The organism is Stackebrandtia albiflava, assembly GCF_007994225.1.
Classification (GTDB): domain Bacteria; phylum Actinomycetota; class Actinomycetes; order Mycobacteriales; family Micromonosporaceae; genus Stackebrandtia; species Stackebrandtia albiflava.
On sequence record NZ_VLLL01000008.1, the window covers coordinates 339,560 to 364,775 of the forward strand.

Below are 25,216 nucleotides of genomic sequence, written 5' to 3' on the forward strand. Positions count from 1 at the left end.
GTCGGTTCTCCTGTCAGCGGGTGCCGGGGACGTGGGCGGTGGCCATCACATGACCGGTCAGCGACTCCTCGTCGACGTGCCGGGCGAGCGCGTCCCGGGTGTCCCGGTCGGCGGTGTCGATCGCGGTCGCCAGTCGGCGGAGCCGTTCCAGATGCGCGGCCTTCAACCGCGAGTGCACGCCCTGCGCCTCGGTGGCCTCGGCGAACTCGCCGAGACCGTCGGCCACGGCGGCGTCGACGCCGGAACGGGCCGCCTCCGCGTGGCCGCGCAGGGTGTCGAACACGGTCGCGAACTCCGCGATCGCGTCCACGTCGACATAACTGTCGAAATCGCCACCGGAAACGGGTGTCGACGCATTTCCCGACGGAATCGACAGAATTGCGGGAGCGGGTACCACCGCCGCCTGGGGCGGCTGCGGAATGTCCATTCCCGCACCGGTGTTCGGCGAATTCATCATATGTGGATTCCCTTCATAGAATCGATGGACATCGAAGGCTCACGGCGGGACGGGGGCCATGGCGGCGACCTCGTCGAGGGTGGGGCCGGTGGGGATGAGGGCCAGCAACGCCGGCGGCACCCTCACCGCCGGCAGATCCGCCAGGCCCAGCCGCTCCGCCGCCACCGGCGTCATCGGGTACCTGGTGCCGGTGTCGTCGATCAGGTACCGCGTGCCGGTGTACGTCGCCTGCGGCGCGGCCTCGTCCACCAGGGCCGCGGACCCACCCGGCAGCCACACGTGGTCGGCGGTGTCCACGTCGTCCCTTTCGGACTCGCCGGGCGTCGTCACCGGAGTGTGCAGGTAGTCCGGCAGCGCCGGCTCCAGGGTCACCGTCACCGGCCCCGACTCGCTCGCGTAGTCGGCGCACACCCGCTCCACGACCGCCGGGTCGGCGACCTCCGGCATCTCCGACGGGAAACCCTCCGGCTGCACCGTCGTCGTGCCGTGCTCCTGCACGACACCGGCGGACACCACCCGGGCCGCCGCCGAACCGGTCAACACCAGCAGTTGCGCCATGACCTCACCCACCTCCGCGAACCCGTCCTCCGTCAACACCCAGACGGTCTCGTTGAGAGAGAACAGGTCGCCGTACCGGGCGGGGCGGCCGCCGATGTCGCCGGCCGCCTCACCGTCCCCGGGGATGTCGGGACGTGCGAACTCCGGACCGGTCGCCAACGCCGCGGTGAACACCGGCGTCACGTGACTCACCCGGTCCGGGTTCAACCCGACCACGTACAGCGACTCCACATCGGGCACCGGGAGCCTGGTGTCGTTCCACAACAACCAGGTCCGGTCGCCGTCGAACACGGCCAGCGCGCGCTCCCCGAGCGGCGTGCCCTCCGCCGCGCCACCGAGCAGCACGTGACTGCGGCGGAGCGCCGAGTTGCCGGCGTCGGGGACACTGCACACCCGCCACGGCAGTCCGACCAGCTCGTCCCCGGTCGGCAACTGCCTCGGCGCGCCAACGATCCCGACCTCCCAACCCACGTCCACACCGGACAGCTCCGCGCTGGTCACGTGGTACACCGCCACGTCCGCGTCGAACAACAACCGCGCCGACACCAGGTTCGGCACCGGGAACAACGTGAACTCCCGGAACGCGTACACCGCCCCGGTCTCCTCGTTCACGATGATCGAGTTGTTGCGCTCCGCGAAGTCCGTCGCCGGCGCCGGCCACAACATCCCCACCAGCGCGAAACCCGCGAACACCAGCAGGGCGATCAACGCGCCGCCCACGACCGACGCCGCGGTGCGCCGCATCGGCAACTCCATCGATTCGGGATTCCCCGACACCAGCGCCGACACGATCCGGCGGGTCACGAACCGGTGCGCCTGCACCTGTTCACGTCTGGTCCGCATTCCGCGACCTTACTGTGGAAAACACCCCGGAATGGCCGCCGAACACCGTCGAAAAGCCGATTCCGGCACCATTGCAGACTTTCTGCAACCATTACGGCGCTCATCGGACGGTCCGCATTGATAGCGTCGCCGAAACGGGGACCACACCCCGATTCCCCACCCCCGAAGCCGCCCGAAAGGACGCCCATGGCCACCACCGGCTTGACCGCGCACCGGGCGCAGCCGGGCTTCGGACCCGTCAGCACCGCACGCGTCATGGCCGCGCAACTCGTCCTCGCCGCCGCGATGCTCGGCCTGCGGCTCCCCGCCCCGACCGGATACCTCACCGCCGTCGCGGTGGGCTGCCTACTGCCAGTCGTGCTGTGGCCGGTCTCCCTACCACGACGGCGAACCCGCGCCGCCGACACCACCGACGCCACCGACGCCCTCGCGGCACTGGCCCCCCGGCTCCACATCGCGGCCGTCACCGAACGCGACACCGAGTACGGCGTCGGCTTCGACGGACGCGGCTGGTTCGCCGGAATCGCCCTGGAATCCGGACCCGACGCCCCCGGCGGCCTCTCCTCGGCGACGCTCGGGGCGGTCGGCGCGGTCCTGCTCGACCCGCACATCACGGTGTCGGCGGTACAGATAGTGGAACACCTCGTCCCCAGCCCCAGCGCGGAACTCGAACCCGACGCCGCGTGCATCGAGAGCTACCGGGAACTCCTCGGCGACGACTCCGTCGTCTCACACCGCACCACCTGGCTGGCGGTGAGGCTCGACGTCGACACCGCGGTCACCGTCGCCGGCGAACGCGGCGGCGGCGTACCCGGGGCGCGCCGCGCCGTCACCGCGGTCGCCGGGAGGCTCCGCAAACGCCTCACCGACGCCGGTGTCTCCCACCGGGTCCTCGGCGCGGACAGCCTCCGCGTCGCACTCACCCACTCGGTGTCCGGCGAGACGATCTCGGCGGCACTGGCGCAACGCGCCGAGGAACACCCCCACCTGTGGCGGCTCGGCGCGCTCGCGCAGGTCTCGTTCGGAGTCACCGGCAGGATCCGCGACGTCGAGTCGCTGCGCCGGCTGTGGTCGGCGATGGGAATGGTGTCGGCGTCGTTCAGCACCGTGTCGGTGACACTGCGGCCGTTGCGGCGCGGCGACACCACCGAACCCGGGGCGGTACTGCACACCATGCTGCGGGTCGCCTTCGACGACGAGGTCGACGACGGCATCCCCGACGAGGTGACCCAGTTGGCGACGGCGTGCGGCATCCGGCTGCGGCGGTTCGACCGGCGACAGGCGGCGGCGACCTACGCGTCGGCCCCCACCGGCGGCGGATACCCCGGCCGTTGAGGACATGAAGGAGAAGCGATGAACGACACCCCGGCGGCGTCGCCGCCCGTTGCCAAGTACCTCGCCGGTCAGGACGCCGGCACCTACGTGTCACCCGACGAACTGTTCTCCCAGGTGAAGGCCATCGACGGCACCGTCGAGACGATCGGCGTGAGCCTCGTCCAGGGGCGCCAGAAGGTCCGGATGGTGGGGACGCACGTGGAACGACTGGCGTCGGCGTCCGCGCTGGTCGACCTGGTCGCCAAGTGGGCCGAGCAGTGCGACGCCCAGTCCCGGCTCGTCGCCGAGACCGGCCGGCTCATCGGCACGGGGGGACAGCAGCACACGACGCAGGAGGCACTGCAGGACCGCAACTGGGCGCGGGCCCAACTGCCCACCGCCCAGACCGGGAAACTCGCGGGGGAGTGACGATGGACTACAAGACACTGCGCGACCTGGAGGTGTCCGCCATCCACGCCGCCGGGTTCCAGGCGGGCCGGTTCGCCGACTGGCTGGAGACCGGGGGAGAGGCCGTACGCAAACACGGCGACGGCGTCACCGAGTACATGTACGACAAGGCGGGCACCAAGGCGGGACGGCAACTCGTCACCCTGGCCGGCCCGCTGCGGGAGGCCGCCGCCAGGTTCCTCGACGTCCAGGGCATCGTCACCGGCCTGTACTCCCAGATGCAGGCGTACCGCGACCGGCTGCGTGAGATCGAAGCCGAGGTACAGGGCCGTGAACACCTCCGCATCGACACCGCCACCGGCCACGTCACCGTCGACCCGAAGACACCCCCGGAACAGCGGCAGGCGTACCAGAAGCTCGCCGACGAGTACAACAAGCTGATCAGGGACATGCTCGACAAGGCCGAACAGGCCGACCGCGACACCCGCGACGCCCTGGCGGCCCTGGCCCCCAAGGGCTCCGGGAAGAACGGCACCGGCGACACCGGCGGCGGCGACACCGGTGGAGGCCCGGGCGACCCCGGTCAGGTGGAGGGGCACCCACCCGCCGACGACAAGAGCGGTGACGGCCCGCCGAAGACCGAGCGGACCGACCTGAACGGCGACGACCCGTCGAAGGACCAGCCGCCGTCCGAGTCCGGGCCGCAGGAATCCGGGCCGGTCGAATCCGGGCCGGTCGAATCCGGGCCCGCGGAGGAACCGCCGGGCGACGAGCAGGGAGGATCACCGACCGAACCCGGCGGCCCCCTCACACCCCCCACCGACCCGTACGACCCCGACGCGTACGAACCCGCACCGTACGAGCCGTACGACCCCGAGGAGTACGAGTCCGAACCCGGCGGCGGCCTCGCGGGTGCCGGCGTGGGCGGCGGCTCCGGCGGCGGGATCGGCGGCGCGGCGGCCGGTTCCGGTCCGGCGAGCGGCGTGGGCCCCGCCTCCGGAGGCACCGGCGGGCTACCGGCCGGCACCGGGACCGGCGGTGGCGGCACCGGCGCCACCGGCATGGCCGGTCGCGGATTCGGCGTACCCATGGGCATGATGGGCGGCGGTGGACACGGGATGGGTGGGGACTCCGCCGAATCCACCTGGTTGACCGAGGACGACGACCCGTTCGGCACCGGGGAGGCGGCGCCCGGTGTCATCGGTTCGCTGCCGCAACCGGCGGCGGCCGGCCCCGATCCGGCCGCACCGCCCGCGAACGGGCGGGTGACCCTGTAGGCCCCGAGGCGTCGCCGATGTAGCCCCACGAGCGCCGTGCACCCTGCCAAGCACGGCACGACCGGCCCGTCGCGGTCCGACCGCGACGGGCCGGTCCCTTCCGGACTCGCACCGGCCGGGGGTATGCGGGCACACCGGACGGCATCGGTCCACAGTGGGTTTTCCACGACCGTGCCGTCGTCCACAGCCCCGCCGCCGCGCACTCGACACCCCGCCTGCGCGGCCCGTAGGCTCGACGCCATGGGGAGGAGGAGTGGCGGCCCCCCGACACCGGGCGGGGCGGCCGTCAGGCCCGGATCCACCAGTACGCGTCCCACACCCACAACGTCATCGGGATCACCGACACGATCAGGACGACCTGCACGATGTCCCCGATCCGCCCCCACACCGGGGACGTGCGCCGACCCGCCAGCGCGATCCCGTGCACCAGCATCACCGCCGCCACCAGCAGCAGCACACCGCCTATCACCGTCAGCCGCATCGTCCCCGTCAACCGGAACGCCCAGGCCGTCACCGGAACCGCCAGGGCCGTGAACCCGGCCGCCAGCAACGGAAGACGCTGCCGGACCACCTGGAAGTCCCGGGACTTCAACAGGCCGATGAGCCCCAGGATCACCGCCAGTATCACCGACGGCCAACGGCGTTCCGTCCCGATCCACACCGCCGCCACCGCCGTCGCCGCCGCGCAGGTACCCAGCAGGCACGTCAGGATCCGGTCGGCCAGGACACCACGCGCCAACGCCAGTTCCCCGTCCAGCGGCGGGATCTCGTCGCGAAGCTCCTGCGGAGTGCGGGGGATCTCGGGACCGGGCAGCTTCGCGAACCGGTAGGACAGCATCGGAAGCGCCGGAATCGCCGCCACCGCCACCGCCGCGACCGTCGCGGCGGCCGCCGCCTCGGTGACGCCGAGCCACGTGGTCAACGCCGTCCCCGCCACCAGGCCACCGGCGGCCACCACGATCGCGGCGAACAACGGTGCCGACTTCGGCAACAGCACGGTCGCCACCACGGCGTACACCGCCAGCAGGCAACCGCCCGCCAACAGATGCGCCGCACCCGCCTCCCGGAACGCGTTCCCCGTGGTCAACATGACGACACCGCCGACGAAGCCCGCGCCGGTTCCCAACAGGCCCAGGTACACGGCCGCGTCGGGACGGTCGAACGCGCGGGCCAACGCCCACGCCAGCGCCAACAGGACCGCGCCCGCCGTCAGCACGGCCGCCGCCGCGACCGGCCCACCCACCGACACCGCGACCGCCGTGCCGCCGGTCACCGCCGCACCGGCGACCACCAGGCCGAGCCGGCGGCTGGCGGCGGCCTGCCACCTACCGGCCCGTGACGAGGCCGCGGAGGCGATCGCGTCGATGACGTCGTCGAAGACCGCGGCGGGCGCGGTGTCCGATGCGGGCCGGAAGTAGAGCTCCTGGCCGTCGACCAGTCCCAGTTGCGCGGGCGTGAGGTCGGCGTCCAGTGGGGGTTCGCCGAGCCGTGCCAGCGTCCAGCCGCCGGACTTGACGCCGTCGTTGACGAAGTACTCGCCCTGCGGTGAGGCGGCGACCTGTGCCAGTAGGTCGGCCTGGAGTTCCGCGAGCGGTACGTGCGCCGGCAGCGCGACGTCCATCCGGGTGTGGGGGGCGACGACGGTGACCCGGCACAGCCCGGTCGCGGTGTTGGCCATGTGATCCCCTGTGGAGGGAGAAGGGTCGGGATGCGGTGAGAGTACCCGCCGTCGCGGCCCGTCGTCGTCGGCGAATGCCGCGTAACCGGTCGAAACGGGCGAACCGGCCTCGAATCGGTGCCGCTTTGCAGACATTCTGCAGCACTTGCGGACTAGCGTGGCCGCGACGTGAGCCGGGCGGGAGCGCGGACGCCGCCCCGTCGGCCTGTGAGGAGTCCCCTTGACCACAGTGGTGTACCGCCGACGGCAGCGCAAACCTGGGCCACCGTTGCCCGGTGGGCAACTGGAACTGGAACCGCCACCGGACCTGCCGGTGCCCTCGCCACGCAGTATCGGCCAGTTGCTCATCATGCTTCCGATGCTCGCCATGGTCGGCGCCATGATGCTGATGTACGTCGGGCGCGGCGCCGGCGCCTCCGGCGGTCCCATGTGGATCGTCGGTGGGCTGTTCGGGGTCGCGATGCTCGGCATGATGGGCGGATCGTTCCTGCAGTCGGGCGGTTCCGACCGGCAGAACCTCACCAACGAACGCCGCGACTACATGCGTTACCTGGCCCAGTCCCGCCGCCGGGTCCGCCGCGCCGCCGACCAGCAGCGCCGCGCCATGGTGTGGCGCCACCCCGCGCCCGAACACCTGTGGACAGTGGCCGCGTCGGTGCGCCTGTGGGAGCGCCGACCCGTCGACGCCGACTTCTGCGAGGTGCGGGTGTCGGTGGGTGAACAGCGGCTCGCGGTCGCCCTTAAGACCCCCGAGACGAAACCCGTCGAGGACCTGGAACCCATGAGCGCCATGGCGTTGCGCCGGTTCGTCAAGGCCCAGTCCAGCGTCCCTGGGATCCCCATCGCGGTGCAGTTGCGGGCGTTCCGCCGCATCATGGTGCGAGGCGACGACGACACCGCGCGGGGACTCGTGCGCGCCGCCCTGGCCCAGTTGGCGACCTTCCACGCCCCCGACGACCTGCTGATCGCCGTGGTGGCCGACCCGGCGCGGCGCCGCGACTGGGAGTGGCTGAAATGGCTCCCGCACAGCCAGCACAGCGGGGAACAGGACGCGGTCGGTCCCCGCCGGCTCGTCGTCGGTCAGCTCGCCGAACTGGAGGACCTGCTGGCCGAACCGCTGTCGGGCCGCAACCGGTTCGACTCCGGCGTGGCCGCCGTCCACCAGGGCTGCCACGTCGTCGTGGTCCAGGACGGCGGCGAGGTCGGCGGCAACTGCCGGCTGACCGGGCCCGGCGTGTCCGGGACCACCGTCATCGAGTTCCATCCCCAACCGCCCCGCCGGATGCAGCCGTGGCTGCTGTGCCTGGACGTGCGGCCCGACACCGTCACCATGACGCACGGCGACACCGACACCCCGTTGGGGGCACCCGACGTCCTCAGCGTGACCCGGGCCGCCGCGCTGGCCCGGCAACTGTCCCGGTTCCGGCTCGCCACGGCCGTCTCCACCGGCGAACCCCTGTCGGTGTCGATGGAGCTTCCCGACCTGCTGGGGATCGGTGACGCCGGAGCCCTGGACGTACGGCGCACCTGGAGTCCCGACCGGCGCGACAACCTGCGCCTCACCATCCCCGTCGGACTCGATCCGCAGGGCGGCCGGGTACTGCTCGACTTCAAGGAGGCCGCGCAGGGCGGTATGGGGCCGCACGGCCTCATCATCGGCGCCACCGGTTCGGGCAAGTCGGAACTGTTGCGCACCATCGTGTCGGCGTTGGCGATCACGCACTCCTCGGAGGAGTTGAACTTCGTCCTGGTGGACTTCAAGGGCGGCGCCACCTTCGCCACTTTGGACCGGCTACCGCACACCAGCGCCGTCATCACCAACCTCGCCGACGAACTACACCTCGTCGACCGGATGGCCGACGCCATCAACGGCGAACTCATCCGGCGGCAGGAACTTCTGCGAGACGCCGGGAACTACGTCTCGCAACGCGACTACGAGCGGGAACGCCGCGCCGGGGCGGCACTGGCACCGTTGCCGAGCCTGCTCATCATCTGCGACGAGTTCTCCGAACTGCTCAGCGCGCAACCGGAGTTCATCGACCTGTTCGTCCAGATCGGACGGCTCGGCCGTTCACTGGGCGTCCACCTCCTCCTGGCGTCGCAACGCCTGGAGGAGGGCAGGCTCCGGGGACTGGACACCCACCTGTCGTACCGGATCGGCCTGCGCACCTTCTCCGCCATCGAATCCCGCAGCGTCCTCGGCGTCCCCGACGCCTACGAACTGCCGCAGGCACCCGGGCACGGCTACCTCAAGGTCGACCAGGAGACGATGCTGCGGTTCCGCGGCGCCTACGTCTCCGGGCCGTACCACAGCGGCACCGGCGGCATGGTGGTACGCGACGGCCGGGTCGTGGCAGGAGTCCGCCCCTACACGGCCGCCTACCAGGAACCCCCGGCGGCGCCCGAGCCCGCGGAGTCCACCGCACCGGCGGCCCCCGGTCAACCCGAGACCGCCGCCGAGACCCTGTTGTCGGTACTGACCCGCCGCCTCGAAGGACAGGGCCCACCGGCCCACCAGGTGTGGCTGCCGCCGCTGGACGCGCCACCCAGCCTCGACACCGTCTACACCCGGCTCGACACCACGCCGCAACGCGGACTGCACGCCCCCGACTGGCCGCACGGCACCCTCCAGGTCGCCTTCGGGCTCGTCGACAAGCCGTTCGAACAACGCCGGGAACTCCTCACCGCCGACCTGTCGGGAGCCGGCGGCAACGTCGCGATCGTCGGCGGACCGCAGTCGGGGAAGACGACACTGCTGCGGTCCCTGATCGGCGGGCTCGCCCTCACCCACACCCCCGCCGAGGTCCAGTTCTACTGCGTCGACCTCGGCGGTGGTGGGCTGCGCGGCATGCGGGACCTCCCACACGTCGGCGGTGTCGGCTCCCGCCAACAGACCGAGGTGACCCGGCGGATAGTCGCGCAGGTGATGGCCGTCATCGACGACCGGGAGGCCCGGTTCGCGGAACTCGGCGTGGACTCCATGGCCGCCTACCGGCGGCTACGCGCCAACGGAGAGGAGACCGACCCGCTCGGGGACGTCTTCCTCGTCATCGACGGCTGGGTGGGCTTCCGCGACGACTTCGAACCCCTCGACGACGCGGTGCTGACACTCGTCCAGCGGGGGCTCGGCTTCGGCGTCCACGTCGTCGTCACCTGCAACCGCTGGATGGACCTCCGCCCGGCGATGCGGGACCTCATGACCACCCGCGTCGAACTCAAACTCGGCGACCCGCTCGACTCCGAGATCGACCGTAAGGCGGCCCGCAACGTACCGGAACGGTCACCCGGGCGCGGCCTGGTGACCTCCGGGCACGCCGTACTGTCGGCGCTTCCCCGCATCGACGGCAGCCCCGAGGTCGACGACCTGTCCGAGGGGGTGGCGGCCTTCGCCGCCGCCAGTGCCGCCGCCTGGTCCGGTCCCCGTGCCGAACCGGTCAAGCTGCTGCCGCGCCGCATCGACGTCGCGGAACTGCCCTCCCCCGAGGCGGGCGCACCCGTGGCGGTGGGCATCACCGAGGAACGACTCGCACCGTTGGGCCTCGACTTCGCCTCCGACCCGCACCTGCTGGTCCTGGGCGACGGCGAATGCGGCAAGACCAACCTGATGCGCACCCTGATCCACCAACTCTGCCGTATCGAGGCGGCCAGGCCACCGAAGCTCGTCGTGGTGGACTACCGCCGCACCCTGCTCGGCGAGGTCCCCGAGGACAACCTCGTCGCGTACGCGCCCAACGCCGAGACGGCCCGCAACGCGTTGCGCAGCGCCGTGTCCGCCCTGCAGGACCGGCTGCCCGGCAAGGACGTCACCCCCGAACAACTGCGCGCCCGCAACTGGTGGACCGGAAACGAACTGTACATACTGGTCGACGACTACGACCTGGTGGCGACCCAACAACCCAACCCGGTGCATCAACTGGTGGACCTGCTTCCGCAGGCCCGTGACATCGGCTTCCACCTGATCCTGGCCCGGCGCATGGGCGGTGCCGCGCGCGCCCTCTACGAACCGGGAATCCAACGGCTCGTGGAGTTGCAGGCACCCACCCTGCTGATGTCGGGGCCACGCGACCTGGGCCGTCTCATCGGGGACGTCAAGGTGACCCCGCAGCCACCCGGCCGCGGCACCCTGATCCACCGCGACGGAAACGCCCTGGTGCAGACGGCCTGGACACCCTCGCGATACGACGCCGCCGACTGAACCCGGGGGCGTGTCCGCTGCAACGATTCTGCAATCTTCATCCTTCCGACGCCGCCTAGGTTGGGTGGGACGGCGCGGTGACGGGCCGGCGGCGACCCGGAACCGGATCGCCGCCGCACCGTGCCGGACCACCCGAACCGCCGGGTCCACGGCGGGTGAAAGGACACACAGTGGACGAATTCGAGGTCAAACTCCAAGAGGTGTTCGGCGGAGCGCAGCAGATGGGAACCACCATCGACTCCGCGCAGAACTTCATCCGCAAGGTGCAGTCGGAGGCCCAGTCCTCGACCGACATCTGGCGCGGCTCCTCCAACACCGCCTTCCAGGGCACCATGGAGCGCTTCAACTCCGCCGCGAACCGGCTCTACGCGACGCTGGAGGAGATCCAGGGCCGGCTCAGCGGCGCCGCCAACGCGCACGAGCAGGCCGAGCAGGAGGACGCCGGCAGCTGGAACGGCGCCCTCATCAACTGACCCGTAAACCTCCGAACCATCAAGGAGAGACCATGACCGACGCGGTCATCGGACAGAACTGGCAAGGCATGGGCGGCATGGCGTCGAGCTACCTGGCCAGTGCCGACGAACTCGACGCCGAACTGAAGGCGCTATACGGCAAACTGCAGGAGATGGGCTGGAAGGGTGCCGACCAGCAGTCGTTCACCGACCTGCAGACCGCCTGGGACCGCGACGCCAAGCAGATGAACGAGGCGTTGCGTGAACTGGCGGGAAAGATCAACGCCACCGTCGCGAGCAAGCAGGCGCTGGTCGGCGACATCGCCAAGACGTTCAACTACACCCGAGGCTGATCGGCCGGCCGGGCGGATCGCCCCCGCACGCGGGGGAGTACCGCCCGGCCCGCCGCCACCAGCACCACCGCCACCACCGCGACCGCCAGCAACCGGCCGGCCGCCGACCGGGCCGCGTAGCCCCGATCGGCCTCCCAACGGATCCGCGGCGCCTCCCCGGCGGCGGCCGTGGTGTCGTTCGACAGGTCCGCCGTCATGGCGCGGTACGGGTCGATGATCCCGTGACCCACCTCCGGGTTCCACCCCTGCGGGGGATGCTGGGCGGTCCGTACGATCCGGTCGACGACGTCGGCGGCCGACAGCTCCGGCAGGTGGGAACGCAGCAGCGCCGCCAGACCCGACACGAACGCCGTCGAGTAACTGGTGCCGCTGTCGCCGCTGTAGCCCTCGCCGCGGCGGCCGGGGCCGACGACGCCCTCGCCGGGCGCCGCCACGTCGACGTGGTTCCCGGCCGAGGACTGCGACGCCCGCTGCCCCGACTCGTCGACGTTCGCCACCGCGAGGACGCCGTCGTACGCGGCCGGATACGGCGGCTCGTCGGGAGAGGACCGCTGGTTCCCGGCGGCGGCGACCACGACGACGTTCTCCGCGATCGCGTACTCCACCGCCGACCGCAGGTCCCGGTGGTGCGTGCCCTCATAGGACAGGTTGAGGACCGAGGCGCCGTGGTCGACGGCCTCCCGGATGGCGGCCGCCAGCCGGATCGGTACCTGTTCGTCGCTGACGCGGGTGGTGTCGCGCAGCAGCCGGACGGCGTAGACGCGGGCCGCCGGTGCCATACCGGCGAAGTCGGTCTCGGGGTCGGGGCGGCCGGCGATGATGCCGGCGATGAGGGTGCCGTGGCCCGACTCGTCGCACCGGCCGCCCTTTCCTTCGCCGGTGTAGTCGTCGCCCTCGTCGACGGCGCCGGCCAGCACCGGGTGGCGGTCGCTGACCCCGGAGTCGATGACCGCGACGGTCTGGCCCTCACCCCGTGCCAACGGCCACAGCGCCTCGGTGGACATGCTGCGCAGTCCCCACGGGAGGGTCTGCAACGTGTTCTCGGCGTCGTCACCGAGGTCGCAGGAGTCCGCCCACGCCGGGAACGCGGGAACCGTCAGGCCCGCCACCGCGGCGAGCACCACCAGGAAGCCCCTCATCAGCCGCATGACGCCAGCAAAGCAGCCGGAGTATGCAGACAGGTTGCAGCCGACGGAGCCCGGCGGGACGGGGCGCCCCCGGAAATCATCGGGGGCCGCCACTCCTCCACCCCATGGCTTCAGCCTAGGCCGGTCCCGGGGGCCGTGTCGAGCGAGCGGAGGGGCCGTTGTGGACGAACACCCGGTTGTGGAAAATCCACTGTGGTGTCAGTCGTCGGCCGTCCCCGAGCCGGTCGCGCGTTGCCGCAGTTCTGTGATGGCGAGCCCGTGCCCGTCCGGGTCCAGGAACGACGCGGCCCGCAGATCGTGCACCTCACCGGACAACGCCGACCTCGGCGCGTGGGTGAAGCGGACACCCCTGGCGCTCAGCGTCCGGTACGCCTCCTCCACGTCTCCGACCTCGAAGGTCAGGTGCATGACCGGGTAGCCCGCTTTGGGGGCGTCGTCGCGCCGCCACAGCAGGACCCGCCCGAACCCCGCCTCCAACAACACGGCGTCCCGCGCCCGGTCGATCTCGACCAGCCCCAGGAGCTCGGTGTAGAACATGAACGACGCGTCCAGATCGGACACGATCAGGGTCGCCGCGACGTCGCGCACCGCCTCCGGCGGCAACGCCGTCTCCTCCGCGTACGCCGAGAGCAGGTCGACACCGGCCGTCTCGGCCGCCAGCAGGTTCATCGGCGGGTCGTCGGGCTCCGCGGAAACCGGCACCACCTCCGGCGACGGTGGGACCGTCCCGGCGTCGACGACCTCCGGAGCGGAGTCCGGCCTGCCGCCGGTGGACGGTTCGTCCGCCTCCGGTGACTCCGGTTCCTCCACGAGCGGCTCCAACAGGGCCGCGATCACCGGGTCCTCCGGTTCCGGTTCGGCGCCGGCCTCCTCGGCCGCCGCGTCCTCGTCGGGACCCGATTCCGGATCGGGTCGGTCCGGGTCGTCCCCGTCGGACTCGTCCGGGGCATCGGGCGCCGCCGACTCCGCGCCGTCGGTCTCCTCTCGCGGCACCGCCGCCTCCGACCCGCCCACCGGTGCGCTCGCCGCCGCCACGGTCGTGGTCTTCGACGTGTCCGCCTCGGGGGTCTCCCGCCGGGTCTGGCGCGGGACCACCGGCACGACCTTCCGCTCCGGGGTCTCCGGTGCGGCGGCCGGATCAGCGTCGTCGGTCGCCGCGGCCGGTTCCGGGAGCACGACCCCGGTCACCACCGGCATCTCACGGGTGGGGTCCATGGCGGCCTCCTCGGCGCGCCGCATGCTGCGTTCCAGGTCCTCCAACGTGTTCAGTTCGCTGCCGTCGAGCCCCGGCCCCGGCGCGGGTTCCTCGTCCACTCTCAAGTCGTCGATGTGGAAGTCGCCCACCGGGTCCGGCTCCGCCGGGTGGTCCCGGTAGTGCTGCCCGGCGCGTGCCGCCGTGGCCACCGCGATGGCGCCCAACAGGAACACGAACGCGACCGCCGCCGTCCCGAGGCTGCTCGCCCCCAGCGCGATCGACCCGGTGAAGGCCGCCAACAGCAGTAAAGTGAACGCCGAGACCGCGCGCGTCGTCGTCCAACCCCGCACCGCCGTCGTGCCCATGCCGATCCTGCCCGCCTCACCGCGGCGGCCCTCCCGGTTACGGCGGTCCATCTCGTGGGTGGCCCACCAACTCCGCCAGCCGCGCAACGGTCCGCGCGACGCCGCCGGACGGCGCCCACCCGCCTTGGTGGTGCTCCGGCCGCCCGCCGTGCCGGTCGTGGCCTTGGCGCGTTGCCGCACACGCTGCGCGTCACGGGCGTGCTGGGCCGATCTGGCGGCGGCGGAGGGGCCGCGTTGCTTCGGTGTCGCCGCCTTGGTGACCTTGGCGGCCGGTTTCCCCCCGGTCTTGGTGACCTTGGCGGCCTTCGGGGCCGCCTTGGGTGTGGCCTTCGGTGTGGCCTTCGGGGCCGCCCGGCGCGCGGCGTTGCGGGCCGGTTGCCTGGGCGGTTGGCGCGGTGGTTGCGGCATGATGGACCTTCCCGCGTGGCGGCGTGATGCGTTGATGTTACCGGCCGACCACGACGTCTCCGGTGGCACCAGAACGGGCGCGGCGTCCGGTCCCGGTGCGCCACCGCCGGATGCGCCGGCCGGTCCGCCGCCACACGACCCGTGTCCGAGCGTCCACCCGCGTCCCCATTAAGATCATTGGCCCGCACACCACCGTCCGGCGGTGACGCGTGCGGGCCGTCGCACGCACACTCATGAGGAGCCACCGTGTCCCAGCAGACCCTCGTCCTGATCAAGCCCGACGCGGTCGCCCGCGGACTCGTCGGTGAGGTCCTGTCACGCCTGGAGCGCAAGGGGCTGACGATCGAGGCGATGCGTCTTCGCACGATGGACGGTGAGCTGGCCGACGCGCACTACGCCGACCACGTCGAGAAGCCGTTCTACCCGCCGTTGAAGGAGTTCATGACGTCGGGGCCGCTGGTGTCGCTGATCGTCTCGGGGGACGAGGCGATCGCGATCGTGCGGCTGCTGGCCGGAGCCACCGACGGCCGTAAGGCGGCTCCGGGCACCATCCGGGGCGACCTGTCCTCGTCCAACCGGGAGAACCTGATCCACGCCTCGGATTCGGAGGATTCCGCCAAGCGTGAGATCGGACTGTGGTTCCCCGACCGGGGGTGACCCGGTCGCCGTTCCTCACCCGGTGAGGAAACCGACGACCTCTCCGACGACCTCCGGGTTGCGCATGATCCGCAGGTGGCCCAGGCCGGAGGTGGCGTGCAGCCGCGTGTTCGGCCACGCCGCCGCGATTGCCTCACCGTGCGCGAAGGGGGTCGCGCGGTCGTCGCGGTCGTGCACGATCAGAGTCGGTGTCGGATCGGGTGGCGTGCGGACGTCGAAGTACGCCACGGGGTGGCCGCTGCGCGCCTCCGCCGCCGCCACGAACCGTGCGCTGCCGCGTCGTCCGGCTCCCAGGCGGCGGGCGAACATGCCGATGAACTCACCGCCGCCGATGAACGGCGACACCAGTACCAGGCGGTCGGCGGACACGTGGTGGCGCAACGACAACGCCGCTCCCAGGCACCCGAGCGAGTGCGCGGCGACCGCGCCGGTGCCGAACTTCTCGACCGTCGCGGTGAGGGCGTCGGCGAAGTGGAGCGGTGAGACCTGCCCAGGCCCGTAGGGGGAGTCCTCCGAGTGACCGTGTCCGGGTGCGTCGATCACGACCACGCGCCGTCCGGCGGCGACGAGCGAGGCGGCCAGGTATCGCATGTCGCCGCTGCAGCCACCCCAACCGTGCAGGAGGTGGACGAGGGGGCCGTCGCCCCAGTCGTATCCCCATACCCGGCCGGCCGCCGTGTCCAGGTGGAACTCGCGCGCACCGGCCGGTGCCGGTGCGGTGCGGTGCCCGGGGGGTTGGAACCACAGCCGGGTCAGGACGCGGGCGGCCCGGTCGGGGGCTAGGTATTCGGCTGCCGAGATGCCGAGCCGCAACAGGAAAAGTCGACGAACGTTCGTGCTTTTTCGGGCCGACGTAGGGGCCATCGGGAAACTCCTCGGGGTTCAGGACTCGTCTGGGCGGAGGGAGGTGAGCAGTCGGTCCAACGCCGTCCAGGCGCGCCGTTCGGCCTCGTCGTGCTTCAGGAACCGCCACGCCCAGTTGAAGGCCAAGAGGATGCCGAGCACCTCCTGCGCCACTTGGTCGGTGTCGGTGTCGGCCCGGACGTCGCCGGTGGACACCAGCGTGTCGATGATCTGCGTGAGTGAATCCTGCAGGTCGGACACGTCGGAGACCATCTGGTCGTGCAGCGGGCCGGGGAAGTCGTCGAACTCGGTCGCCGACGCCAGGAAGAGGCAGCCGCCCGGATGGTGGTACCACCGGATCCAGCGGGCCACGAGCGTCCGCAGCCGGGCTTCGCCACGGGGACTCGCCAACGCCGACCGCAGCACCTCGCCGATGAACTGCTCCCTGTTGTGCCGCATGGTGTCGAGCTGCAGCGCCTCCTTGGAACGGAAGTGCGCGTACAGCCCGCTCTTGGACAGACCGGTGCGCTCGGCCAGGGTGCCGATGGTGAGGCCGGACAGCCCGGTGTGCCGTGCGGCGTGCACGGCCTCGTCGAGGATCGCCTGCCGGGTGGCCTCTCCCTTGCGCATGACCGAAGAATAGCACGGTCGTACGGCGGGAGGGGTGGCCGAGCCACCGCCGAGCGGTGGGAAGCGGCGCCCGTCGCCGCGTGCCTTTAAAGTATGCGCATGAGTGAGGTTCCCGGTTCGTCGGCAGACCTGCCGCCGGAACCCGATCCGGTGGCGCCCTTCCCCAGCCTCGCCGAAGCCGGGCGACGGCGACGCGGCAAGACGGGACGGCCGGAAGCGAAGCCGGCGGCCCCGGAACCGGCGGCCGCGTCCCCCGAGCCCCCTCCGGCCGGTCCGGCGGCGAGACGGCGACGCGGCTGGTTCCGGCGTGATCGCCGCGAGACCACGGCAGATCGATCCATAGAGGACGTCACCGAGCTGCCGCCGCCCGCGCCGGTGCCGCGCCCCCGCCGTCACCCCGCGTCGCCCGACCGGACCACCACCGACGCGGCGATGCCACCGCCGGACGAACCGGTGGCGCCGCCTCACCCGGACGACGCCGGCACGGTGCCGACGGTGAACCCGCACTCCACGACAGACACTCCAGACGCGCCCGCCGGCTCCCCACCGCCACCGACTCCCGACGCCGGTGCGCCTGCGCGCGACCACGCCGCAGCGACGCAGGCACCCCCGCCCGCCACCACGCGCGATGCGGAACCCGCCACCACACCGGAACCCCGTCATCCGGTGGAACCCGAACCGGTGGCACCGGTGCCGGCCGAGACGCCACCGACGGCCCCCGGCGACGCACCACCCGCGACGGCCGCTCCACCGGTCGACGCGACGATCCCCGCGTCACCGCCGACCCGGCCGGGCGACACCGAGGCCGACGCCGGCCCGGCGTCGAGGCCGGTCGCCCCACCCGCCGCGACGCCGGTGACCCCTCAGGACCCGCCCGCCGTGGCCACCCCCGCCCCGTCGAAACGGCCACCCGCCGGGCGCGACGACGCACCACCCGCCGGGACCCGGAGCCCTGCGAGACACCGTGCCCCCGCTCCGCCCCCGAAGGCGGCGCCCACGCGCGATGCCGGACGGGCCCCGACCACGGCACCGCCGCCCGTCGTCCCCCACCGGCTCGCGGGAACCGGTGGTGGCTCGGCACCGCCGCCGCCCGGAGCCACCACCCCGTATCTGCGGCCGGTTCCCCGCTCCACCGTGCCCGCGACGAGCCGGGCCGCCACCGGCGCGCTCGCGAGCGCGTTGCCGCCGACACCGACGGACGATTCGCCGCCGCACACCGTGGACGGCGTGGAACCGGTCACGCCCGCCCCGGTCTTCCCCGTGACGCCCGCGCCTGGAGGTCCCGGGAGGGGTGCGCCGTGGCGGCCGCTCCTGGTGCTGGTGGCGGTCGCCGCCCTCGTCACGGCAGGAGTCCTGTTGTGGCCCACCGGTGAGGCGACACCGGAGGCGACGCCGACCACTACCCCCCAGCCGGTCGACACTTCGGCGACACCGCTTCCACCGGTGGACGCGTCGGTCGACCCACCCGGATACGGGCCGCACCTGTTGCGCGCGGTGGGGGCGCATTCCTGCGTGGGTTGGTCCAGCGCGGAGGGGTTGGCCACCGCGAGCTGCGACGACGCGGGCGCCCGGTTCGTGCTGCGTGCGGCGGACGGCGACTACCGGCTGGGGATCGCCACGGGCGGGACCGACTGCCTGGTGCCCGACGGTGTGGGGCCGGACCGGGGTTTCACCGCCGGATCCTGTGACGACCCGGCGGCCGCCTTCCGGTTCGACGCGGTGGCCGACGAGGTGTTCCGGATCAGGTCGGTCGCGGGGCAGTACTGCCTGGCGCTCGCCGGTGACCGTGTGGTGCAACAGGTGTGCCGGGGAGACGAGGTGTTGCAGCACTTCACGCCGCAACCGCTCGACGGGTGACGTGCGCGTGTTCCGGGTCGGACACCGGCGCGCCATCGAGACCACAGTGGATTATCCACAACACGTGTCCCGTCCACAGGCCGCCGCCGACCCACCTGACCGCAGCGCTCACAGGCCGTAGGCTCGACGCCATGGGGAGGAGGAGTGGCGGCCCCCGAGCACCGAACGGGGCGGAGTGGATCGCACCACCCCGCCCCACTTCGACGATGCCGGGAGGCCGCTGCCCGCAACGGATCGCGCCCGTCGGCCGGCGCCGGTCAGGCGACGGGTGTCGCCTCCGGCGCGGTCAGCCTCAGCACGTTGCCGATGACCCGATGCCCGGTGTGGTCGGCGGCGGTCAGGATCGACTCCGGGTGGAACTGCACCGCGAACCGCCTCGCGTCCGGGTCCTCGATCGCCATGACCACGTCGTCGGTGCTCGCCGTGACCGCGAACCCGCCCCCCACCTGGTCGGCGGTGGCGTACAGCGAGTGATACCGGGCGGCGGTGAACTCGGCGGGCAGCCCCGTGAACAACCGCCCACCGGACTGCTTCACCAGCGCCGGTTTCCCGTGCCACGGCACCGGCAGTGTCGCCAACCGGCCGCCGGCGTGTTCGACCATCGCCTGCAGGCCGAGGCACACCCCGAACACCGGTAGCCGCCGCCGGTACAGCGCGTCCAACAGTGCCGCGCAACCGAAGTCGCGGGGCGTGCCCGGCCCCGGTGACAACACCACCAGGTCCGGCCGCAACCCGTCCAGCGTCTCGGCGTCGAACCCGAACCGCAGGGTCGTCACCTCGGCGCCGTGCTGCCGGAAGTAGTCGGCGAGGGTGTGCACGAAGGAGTCCTCGTGATCGACCAGCAGCACACGGCGGCCCACGCCTGCCGGGCCGCCGATCCCGTCGACCGGGGTGGGGGCCGGCTGTGGCCGCCGGTCACCCGATACCGCCTCCAGCAGTGCCCGCGCCTTCAGGTGGGTCTCACGTTCCTCCGCGTCCGGGTCGGAGTCGTACAGCAGGGTGGCACCGGCGCGGACGGTCGCGACGCCGTCGCGGATCTGCGCGGTCCGCAGCGTGAGGCCGGTGTTCATGCCGCCGTCGACGCCGATCTTGCCGACCGCGCCGCCGTACCAGCGGCGGGGTGTGGCCTCGTGCCGTTCGATGAACCGCATCGCCCACGTCTTGGGGGCACCGGTCACCGTGACCGCCCACATGTGGGTCAGGAACGCGTCCAGCGCGTCCATGTCCGGCCGCAACCTCCCCTCGATGTGGTCGACGGTGTGGATGAGCCGCGAGTACATCTCGATCTGCCGCCGGCCGAGCAGCCGCACCGTCCCGGGCCGGCACACCCTGGCCTTGTCGTTGCGGTCGACGTCGGTGCACATCGTCAGCTCGGACTCCTCCTTCGGGGAGGCGAGCAGTTCGGCGATGTTGGCGGCGTCGCCCAGCGGGTCGGTTCCCCTGGCGACGGTGCCCGCGATCGGGCAGGTCTCCACCCGGTCGCCGGTGACCCGCACGTACATCTCGGGTGACGCCCCGACGAGGTATTCGGAGTCCCCGAGGTTGAAGAAGAACTCGTACGGCGCCGGGTTGGCCGTCCTGAGCCGCCGGTAGAACCGGGCCGGCGACGGGCACACCGCGTGCATCTGGTGGCTCGGCACCACCTCGAACAGGTTCCCGGCGGCGAACTCGCGGCGCGCGAGCCGGACCGTGTCGGCGTAGGAACCGGGGACCGGGTCGGCCGGCGCGGACGCGGCGGGCCGGTACGCCACGGTCGTCTGCTCGCGTTCCATCCCCTCGGTGGAGTCGTCGCCGACCTGGAACTCGTAGCTGAACCGGTGGGCCAGTTCCCGTTTGCGGTCCCAGACGCTGATCCGGTCGGGGAGGTGGAGGACCAGGTCGCGGTCCCGGTCGTCGCGGGGCCGGGCGAACTCGACCGGCTCGAACTGGAACGCCAGGTCGTATCCGAACGCGCCGTAGAAGCCCAGGTGTTCGTCGTCGCAGCGCAGTACGGTGAGGGCCGCGCGCAGCGCCGAGAACGCCGTGGGGCGGCGGCTGCGCTCCTCCTCGGTGAAATCGCCGTCGCCGGGCCGGACGTGCACGCTGACGTGCCGGTCGTCGCGGGACACCTGTTCCCCGGTGACCGCCAACGCCTCCGCCAGCACCGGCAGGATCACACGTCCGCGTGGCCCGAACGCGGTCGCGGTCACGACGCGGCCGCGCGCGGCGAGCTCCAGGCAGGGGTCGACGTACGCCATGTGCCAGCGGCTGTAGCGGCCCGGGTACTCCATGCCGGAGCTGAGGATGCCGCCGCGGCGGGTCTCGACCGCGTCGATGACGTCGTCGAAGTCGGCGGGCGCGAGGTTCTCGGCGTGACGGGTGATTCGGACGCCGCCCGCTGTGAGATAGCTGGTCATCAATGGCCCTTCCTGGCTGGCTGCTCGTGCCGGGCCGGGGGCCGATCCGCCTGGATCGTGACCGCCGTGCTCGGCGGTCGGGTGCGCGTACGCGTCACCGGTGGTTGCCGCCGTCAGCGGCGCCACCAGGAACGGTTCGTCGGGATGCGCACCCGGGTACTGTACCGCACGACCGGCCGGCGGCGGCCCGCCGCGCGCCGGTGCCGGCGGGCGGGAAATCGGGTGGTGGCGCCGCGCGACGGGTCGGTACGCTGGAATCCGGTCGGGCGCTAAGCTTGACCGGCCGGTCGGCGTCGTGTATCACGGTGGCGGCCGGGACGGCGTTGACCCGGCCATCACCGGTGAGCCTCCGGAAGAACGGGCCTCGGCCTCACTAGAACCGGACGGGTTCGGCCCGACACAGCCGACGAACGAGAGGGCGGCCGGTCACGGTCGTCAAGCGAGGTGGTACCGCGCGCCCGTCGGCGCGTCCTCGCACAGGCATGAGATCAGGCCGGTGCGAAGGAGACGTCGATGGCCTACCCGAAGGACGACCCGGCGCGGGGTGTCCCCGCCAGTCCAGCCCTGCCCCAGGTGGAGGAGCGCGTGCTCGCCCACTGGGCGACGGACGGCACGTTCGCGGCGTCCATCGAGCAACGCGACGCCGGTCCCGACGGCACGAACGAGTTCGTGTTTTACGACGGCCCGCCGTTCGCGAACGGCCTGCCGCACTACGGTCACCTGCTGACCGGTTACGTCAAGGACATCGTGCCCCGGTACCAGACGATGCGGGGCCGTCGCGTGGAGCGCCGGTTCGGTTGGGACTGCCACGGCCTGCCCGCCGAGGTGGAGGCCGAGAAGCAGCTCGGCATCTCCTCCAAGGCCGAGATCGAGGCGCTGGGCATCGACAAGTTCAACGCCGCGACCCGCGAGTCGGTCCTCAAGTACACGAGGGACTGGGAGCGTTACGTCACCCGGCAGGCCCGTTGGGTCGACTTCGACAACGACTACAAGACGCTCGACCTGACGTACATGGAGAGCGTCATGTGGGCGTTCAAGTCGTTGTACGACAAGGGTCTGGTGTACGAGGGGTACCGCGTTCTGTGGTACTGCTGGCGGTGCGAGACGCCCCTGTCGAACACCGAGACCAAGATGGACGACACCTACCGGGACCGCCAGGACCCTGCGGTGACGGTGGGACTGCCGCTGGAGGCACCGGGCACCGACCTCGACGGCGTGGAGATGCTGGTGTGGACGACCACGCCGTGGACGTTGCCGAGCAACCTCGCCGCGGCGGTGCACCCCGAGGTGGAGTACGTCGTCGTGGAGCACGACGGCCGTCGCTTCCTGCTGGCCGCCGCCCGGGTGGCCGCGTACGCCCGCGAGTTGGGCGACGAACCGCCCGTGGTGGGCCGCTACACCGGTGAGCAGTTGCTCGGGCTGCGGTACCGTCCGCCGTTCGACTTCTTCGCGGGCCGTCCGAACGCGCACCAGGTGCTCGCCGCCGACTACGTCACCACCGACGACGGTACGGGTGTCGTGCACATCGCCCCCGCGTTCGGTGAGGAGGACAAGCTCGTCACCGACGCCGCCGACATCGAACCGGTGGTGCCGGTGGACGCGCGCGGCAGGTTCACCGCCGACGTGCCGCCCTACGAGGGTGAGCACGTGTTCGACGCGAACAAGGCGATCATCCGGGACCTGAAGGCGGCCGGACGACTGCTGCGGCACGACACCTACCTGCACCCCTACCCGCACTGCTGGCGGTGCGACTCGGCGCTGATCCAGCGGGCCGTGTCGAGCTGGTTCGTGGCGGTGACCCGGTTCCGTGACCGCATGGTCGAGTTGAACCAGCAGATCGACTGGACGCCCGGGCACGTCAAGGACGGCCAGTTCGGGAAGTGGCTGGAGGGCGCCCGGGACTGGAACATCTCACGTAACCGGTTCTGGGGTTCCCCGATCCCGGTGTGGGTGTCCGACGACCCGCAGTACCCGCGGGTGGACGTGTACGGGTCGCTCGACGAGCTGGAACGCGACTTCGGGGTGCGGCCGACCGACCTGCACCGTCCCGCGATCGACGAGTTGACCCGTCCCAACCCGGACGACCCGACCGGCCGGTCCACGATGCGCCGGGTTCCGGAGGTCCTCGACTGCTGGTTCGAGTCGGGGTCGATGCCGTTCGCGCAGGTGCACTACCCGTTCGAGAACGCCGAGTGGTTCGAGGACCACTACCCGGGCGACTTCATCGTGGAGTACGGGCCGCAGACCCGCGGCTGGTTCTACACGATGCACGTCCTGGCGACGGCGTTGTTCGACCGTCCCGCGTTCAAGTCGTGCGTCGTGCACGGCACCCTGTTGGGCGCGGACGGCCGGAAGATGTCGAAGAGCCTGCGCAACTACCCCGACGTGTACGAGGTGTTCGACTCCTACGGCGCCGACGCGATGCGGTGGTTCCTGGTGGCGTCGCCGGTGCTGCGCGGCGGCGACATGGCGGTGTCGGAGTCGGGTATCCGGGACACGGTGCGGCAGGTGATCCTTCCGTTGTGGAACGTGTGGTACTTCCTGTCGCTGTACGCGGGCGCCGCCGGTTACGACGAGGACGTGGAGACGTCCACCCGGCAGGCCCGGGAGTCCACGCACGTCCTCGACCGCTACATCCTGGCCAAGACGCGGGAACTGCTCGGCGACGTCGCCGCCGCGATGGACGCCTACGACGTGTCGGGGGCGTGCAACGCGATCAGGTTCTACCTGGACGCGTTGACCAACTGGTACGTCCGGCGGTCCCGGGACCGGTTCTGGAGCGGCGACGAGGCCGCGTTCGGCACCCTGGCGACGGTGTTGCGGCTGGTGTGCGAGACGGCGGCACCGTTGCTGCCGTTGATCACCGAGGACGTGTGGCGCGGGCTCACCGGCGGCCGGTCGGTGCACCTGGTGGACTTCCCGTCGGTCGACGACCTGCCCGACGACACCGCGCTGGTCGCCGACATGGACGCGGTGCGCGACGTGTGTTCGGCGGCGCTTTCGCTGCGCAAGGCGACGAAGCTGCGGGTGCGGTTGCCGTTGGCGGAGTTGACGGTGGCGGCGTCGGAGGCGGGTTCGCTGCGCCGGTTCGAGTCGCTGATCGCCGACGAGGTCAACGTCAAGCGGGTCGCGTTCGACGAGGCGGTCGGCGACTATTCCGACCGCACGTTGAGCCTGGTGCCGCGGGTCCTCGGTCCCCGGCTGGGTAAGGACGTGCAGCGGGTCATCAAGGCCGTCAAGTCCGGTGACTGGTCGGTGTCGGACGGCACGGTGACGGCCGGCGGTGTCGCGCTCCAGCCGGGGGAGTACGAATTGACGTTGACTCCCCGGGCGGCCGATCGTACGGCGATGCTGCCCGACGGCGGCGGCGTCGTGGTGTTGGACACCGGTGTCACGCCCGAGCTGTACGCCGAGGGGCTGGCGCGGGACGTGGTCCGGGTGGTGCAGCAGGCGCGCAAGGAGGCCGACCTGGCGGTCACCGACCGCATCGACCTGCGCCTGGAGGCGTCACAGCAGGTCGTCGAGGCCGTCAAGGGCCATGAGAAGTTCGTGGCGGGGGAGACCCTGGCGACCGGTGTGGAGTACGGACAGGTCGGTGAGGACGTGGGAACCACCGGCGAGGTCGGCGACGGCGGAGTGGTCCGGGTCCAGGTGACCAGGGTCTGACGCGAGGTGTGGTGGCCGGGTCCGCCCGGCCACCACATCCGTCCGGCGTCCGGTACGCGCGCTGAACCCGCACGCGGGCTCGGTGTCTACCGCCGACATCTCACCGGCCACGCCGGTATCGGACGGGGCCACGGCATCACGTGCGGACGGGCCGTGCGTGGAGGGGGCCGGCGGTCATGTGAACTGCTCCCCTGAAGTTGGACTGAGAAATTCAGTTCCGATTTCTGGGGAGCAGTGTCATGGCTGGACAGAGTTCGTTGTCGCAGGAGCAGCAAGTCGCGGCGATAGGTTTGTTTGAGGCCGGTTGGGGTGAACGTTCTGTCGCAACACGGTTGGCGGTGAGTGAGTGGGCGGTGAAGCGGTTGTATCACCGTTGGCAAGTGCGCGGTAGAGGAGCGTTGGTGGCCAAGGCGACGAAGCGGTCGTTCTCGTTTGCGTTCAAGCTTGAAGTCGTTCGCCGGTTCCTGGCGGGCGAGACGAAGGTGGAGCTTGCCCGCCAGTTCGATTTGTCGTCGC

Annotated in this window: 17 protein-coding genes; 9 read left to right on the plus strand and 8 right to left on the minus strand. The window is 71.6% G+C overall.

Annotated elements, in window-relative coordinates; translation table 11 throughout:
- Nucleotides 1-13 precede the first annotated feature (13 nt).
- Both LX16_RS22570 and eccB read right to left on the minus strand, forming a co-directional pair.
- Nucleotides 14-310, minus strand: coding sequence for a hypothetical protein (locus LX16_RS22570; RefSeq protein WP_147142909.1), 297 nt, complete (start codon nucleotides 308-310; stop codon nucleotides 14-16).
- 186 nt (nucleotides 311-496) lie between these two features.
- Nucleotides 497-1,858: a type VII secretion protein EccB gene (eccB, locus tag LX16_RS22575; protein ID WP_147142911.1), complete on the minus strand. Its 1,362-nt coding sequence runs from the start codon at nucleotides 1,856-1,858 to the stop codon at nucleotides 497-499.
- A gap of 186 nt (nucleotides 1,859-2,044) precedes the next feature.
- On the opposite strand from eccB, the gene LX16_RS22580 reads away from it, so the two are divergent.
- The 3 genes from LX16_RS22580 to LX16_RS22590 are packed head-to-tail and all read left to right on the plus strand — an operon-like array spanning nucleotide 2,045 to nucleotide 4,857.
- Entirely contained in the window at nucleotides 2,045-3,193 is a 1,149-nt protein-coding gene (locus tag LX16_RS22580; RefSeq protein ID WP_147142913.1) for a type VII secretion protein EccE, read from the plus strand.
- Between the two features lie 18 nt (nucleotides 3,194-3,211).
- Complete coding sequence (locus LX16_RS22585; RefSeq protein ID WP_147142916.1) at nucleotides 3,212-3,601, plus strand: hypothetical protein; 390 nt, start codon at nucleotides 3,212-3,214, stop codon at nucleotides 3,599-3,601.
- A 2-nt stretch (nucleotides 3,602-3,603) separates the two neighbouring features.
- Nucleotides 3,604-4,857, plus strand: coding sequence for a cell division protein ZapA (locus LX16_RS22590; protein WP_147142919.1), 1,254 nt, complete (start codon nucleotides 3,604-3,606; stop codon nucleotides 4,855-4,857).
- A gap of 286 nt (nucleotides 4,858-5,143) precedes the next feature.
- On the opposite strand, the gene eccD is transcribed toward LX16_RS22590, so the two are convergent.
- The gene (gene eccD / locus LX16_RS22595; protein ID WP_147142922.1) at nucleotides 5,144-6,535 is read right to left on the minus strand and encodes a type VII secretion integral membrane protein EccD; all 1,392 of its coding nucleotides are present in this window, start codon (nucleotides 6,533-6,535) and stop codon (nucleotides 5,144-5,146) included.
- A 220-nt stretch (nucleotides 6,536-6,755) separates the two neighbouring features.
- Here eccD and eccCa point away from each other — a divergent pair, with 220 nt between their 5' ends.
- The 3 genes from eccCa to LX16_RS22610 all read left to right on the plus strand — a co-directional run bounded on the left by eccCa (nucleotide 6,756) and on the right by LX16_RS22610 (nucleotide 11,535).
- Nucleotides 6,756-10,730, plus strand: coding sequence for a type VII secretion protein EccCa (gene eccCa, locus LX16_RS22600; RefSeq protein ID WP_147142925.1), 3,975 nt, complete (start codon nucleotides 6,756-6,758; stop codon nucleotides 10,728-10,730).
- Nucleotides 10,731-10,900: 170 nt separating this feature from the next.
- Complete coding sequence (locus LX16_RS22605; RefSeq protein ID WP_147142928.1) at nucleotides 10,901-11,203, plus strand: WXG100 family type VII secretion target; 303 nt, start codon at nucleotides 10,901-10,903, stop codon at nucleotides 11,201-11,203.
- A gap of 32 nt (nucleotides 11,204-11,235) precedes the next feature.
- A complete protein-coding gene (locus LX16_RS22610) occupies nucleotides 11,236-11,535 on the plus strand; it encodes a WXG100 family type VII secretion target (protein WP_147142931.1) in 300 nt (99 codons plus the stop codon).
- Here LX16_RS22610 and mycP read toward each other — a convergent pair.
- Nucleotides 11,520-12,683: a type VII secretion-associated serine protease mycosin gene (gene mycP, locus LX16_RS22615; RefSeq protein WP_147142933.1), complete on the minus strand. Its 1,164-nt coding sequence runs from the start codon at nucleotides 12,681-12,683 to the stop codon at nucleotides 11,520-11,522. The genes LX16_RS22610 and mycP overlap by 16 nt on opposite strands.
- Nucleotides 12,684-12,881: 198 nt before the next feature.
- Entirely contained in the window at nucleotides 12,882-14,651 is a 1,770-nt protein-coding gene (locus LX16_RS22620) for a VOC family protein (RefSeq protein WP_147142936.1), read from the minus strand.
- A gap of 246 nt (nucleotides 14,652-14,897) precedes the next feature.
- Here LX16_RS22620 and ndk point away from each other — a divergent pair, with 246 nt between their 5' ends.
- Nucleotides 14,898-15,308, plus strand: coding sequence for a nucleoside-diphosphate kinase (ndk, locus tag LX16_RS22625; protein WP_147142939.1), 411 nt, complete (start codon nucleotides 14,898-14,900; stop codon nucleotides 15,306-15,308).
- 15 nt (nucleotides 15,309-15,323) lie between these two features.
- On the opposite strand, the gene LX16_RS22630 is transcribed toward ndk, so the two are convergent.
- Both LX16_RS22630 and LX16_RS22635 read right to left on the minus strand, forming a co-directional pair.
- Nucleotides 15,324-16,172 carry an alpha/beta fold hydrolase gene (locus LX16_RS22630; protein WP_147142942.1) on the minus strand — a complete coding sequence of 283 codons (849 nt, stop codon included), beginning with the start codon at nucleotides 16,170-16,172 and terminating at the stop codon, nucleotides 15,324-15,326.
- An 18-nt stretch (nucleotides 16,173-16,190) separates the two neighbouring features.
- Nucleotides 16,191-16,781 (minus strand): TetR/AcrR family transcriptional regulator, encoded by a 591-nt coding sequence (locus LX16_RS22635; RefSeq protein WP_147142944.1) that lies wholly within the window; start codon nucleotides 16,779-16,781, stop codon nucleotides 16,191-16,193.
- Nucleotides 16,782-16,880: 99 nt separating this feature from the next.
- On the opposite strand from LX16_RS22635, the gene LX16_RS22640 reads away from it, so the two are divergent.
- Complete coding sequence (locus LX16_RS22640) at nucleotides 16,881-18,638, plus strand: hypothetical protein (RefSeq protein WP_147142947.1); 1,758 nt, start codon at nucleotides 16,881-16,883, stop codon at nucleotides 18,636-18,638.
- A gap of 257 nt (nucleotides 18,639-18,895) precedes the next feature.
- Here LX16_RS22640 and LX16_RS22645 read toward each other — a convergent pair whose 3' ends face one another.
- A complete protein-coding gene (locus LX16_RS22645) occupies nucleotides 18,896-21,034 on the minus strand; it encodes an anthranilate synthase component I (RefSeq protein WP_147142950.1) in 2,139 nt (712 codons plus the stop codon).
- 513 nt (nucleotides 21,035-21,547) lie between these two features.
- Between LX16_RS22645 and ileS the strand changes: the two genes are divergently transcribed.
- The gene (ileS, locus tag LX16_RS22650; RefSeq protein WP_147142953.1) at nucleotides 21,548-24,700 is read left to right on the plus strand and encodes an isoleucine--tRNA ligase; all 3,153 of its coding nucleotides are present in this window, start codon (nucleotides 21,548-21,550) and stop codon (nucleotides 24,698-24,700) included.
- Nucleotides 24,701-25,216: the final 516 nt, after the last annotated feature.

What these genes read in the sequence shown, in the direction of transcription:
- LX16_RS22590 (WP_147142919.1), top strand. Translation starts at nt 3,604, where the DNA reads ATGGACTACAAGACACTGCGCGACCTGGAGGTGTCCGCCATCCACGCC.
- LX16_RS22630 (WP_147142942.1), bottom strand. Translation starts at nt 16,172, where the DNA reads ATGGCCCCTACGTCGGCCCGAAAAAGCACGAACGTTCGTCGACTTTTC.
- LX16_RS22645 (WP_147142950.1), bottom strand. Translation starts at nt 21,034, where the DNA reads ATGACCAGCTATCTCACAGCGGGCGGCGTCCGAATCACCCGTCACGCC.
- mycP (WP_147142933.1), bottom strand. Translation starts at nt 12,683, where the DNA reads ATGCGGCTGATGAGGGGCTTCCTGGTGGTGCTCGCCGCGGTGGCGGGC.
- LX16_RS22620 (WP_147142936.1), bottom strand. Translation starts at nt 14,651, where the DNA reads ATGCCGCAACCACCGCGCCAACCGCCCAGGCAACCGGCCCGCAACGCC.
- ileS (WP_147142953.1), top strand. Translation starts at nt 21,548, where the DNA reads ATGGCCTACCCGAAGGACGACCCGGCGCGGGGTGTCCCCGCCAGTCCA.
- eccB (WP_147142911.1), bottom strand. Translation starts at nt 1,858, where the DNA reads ATGCGGACCAGACGTGAACAGGTGCAGGCGCACCGGTTCGTGACCCGC.
- eccD (WP_147142922.1), bottom strand. Translation starts at nt 6,535, where the DNA reads ATGGCCAACACCGCGACCGGGCTGTGCCGGGTCACCGTCGTCGCCCCC.
- LX16_RS22640 (WP_147142947.1), top strand. Translation starts at nt 16,881, where the DNA reads ATGAGTGAGGTTCCCGGTTCGTCGGCAGACCTGCCGCCGGAACCCGAT.
- LX16_RS22585 (WP_147142916.1), top strand. Translation starts at nt 3,212, where the DNA reads ATGAACGACACCCCGGCGGCGTCGCCGCCCGTTGCCAAGTACCTCGCC.
- LX16_RS22635 (WP_147142944.1), bottom strand. Translation starts at nt 16,781, where the DNA reads ATGCGCAAGGGAGAGGCCACCCGGCAGGCGATCCTCGACGAGGCCGTG.
- LX16_RS22610 (WP_147142931.1), top strand. Translation starts at nt 11,236, where the DNA reads ATGACCGACGCGGTCATCGGACAGAACTGGCAAGGCATGGGCGGCATG.
- LX16_RS22580 (WP_147142913.1), top strand. Translation starts at nt 2,045, where the DNA reads ATGGCCACCACCGGCTTGACCGCGCACCGGGCGCAGCCGGGCTTCGGA.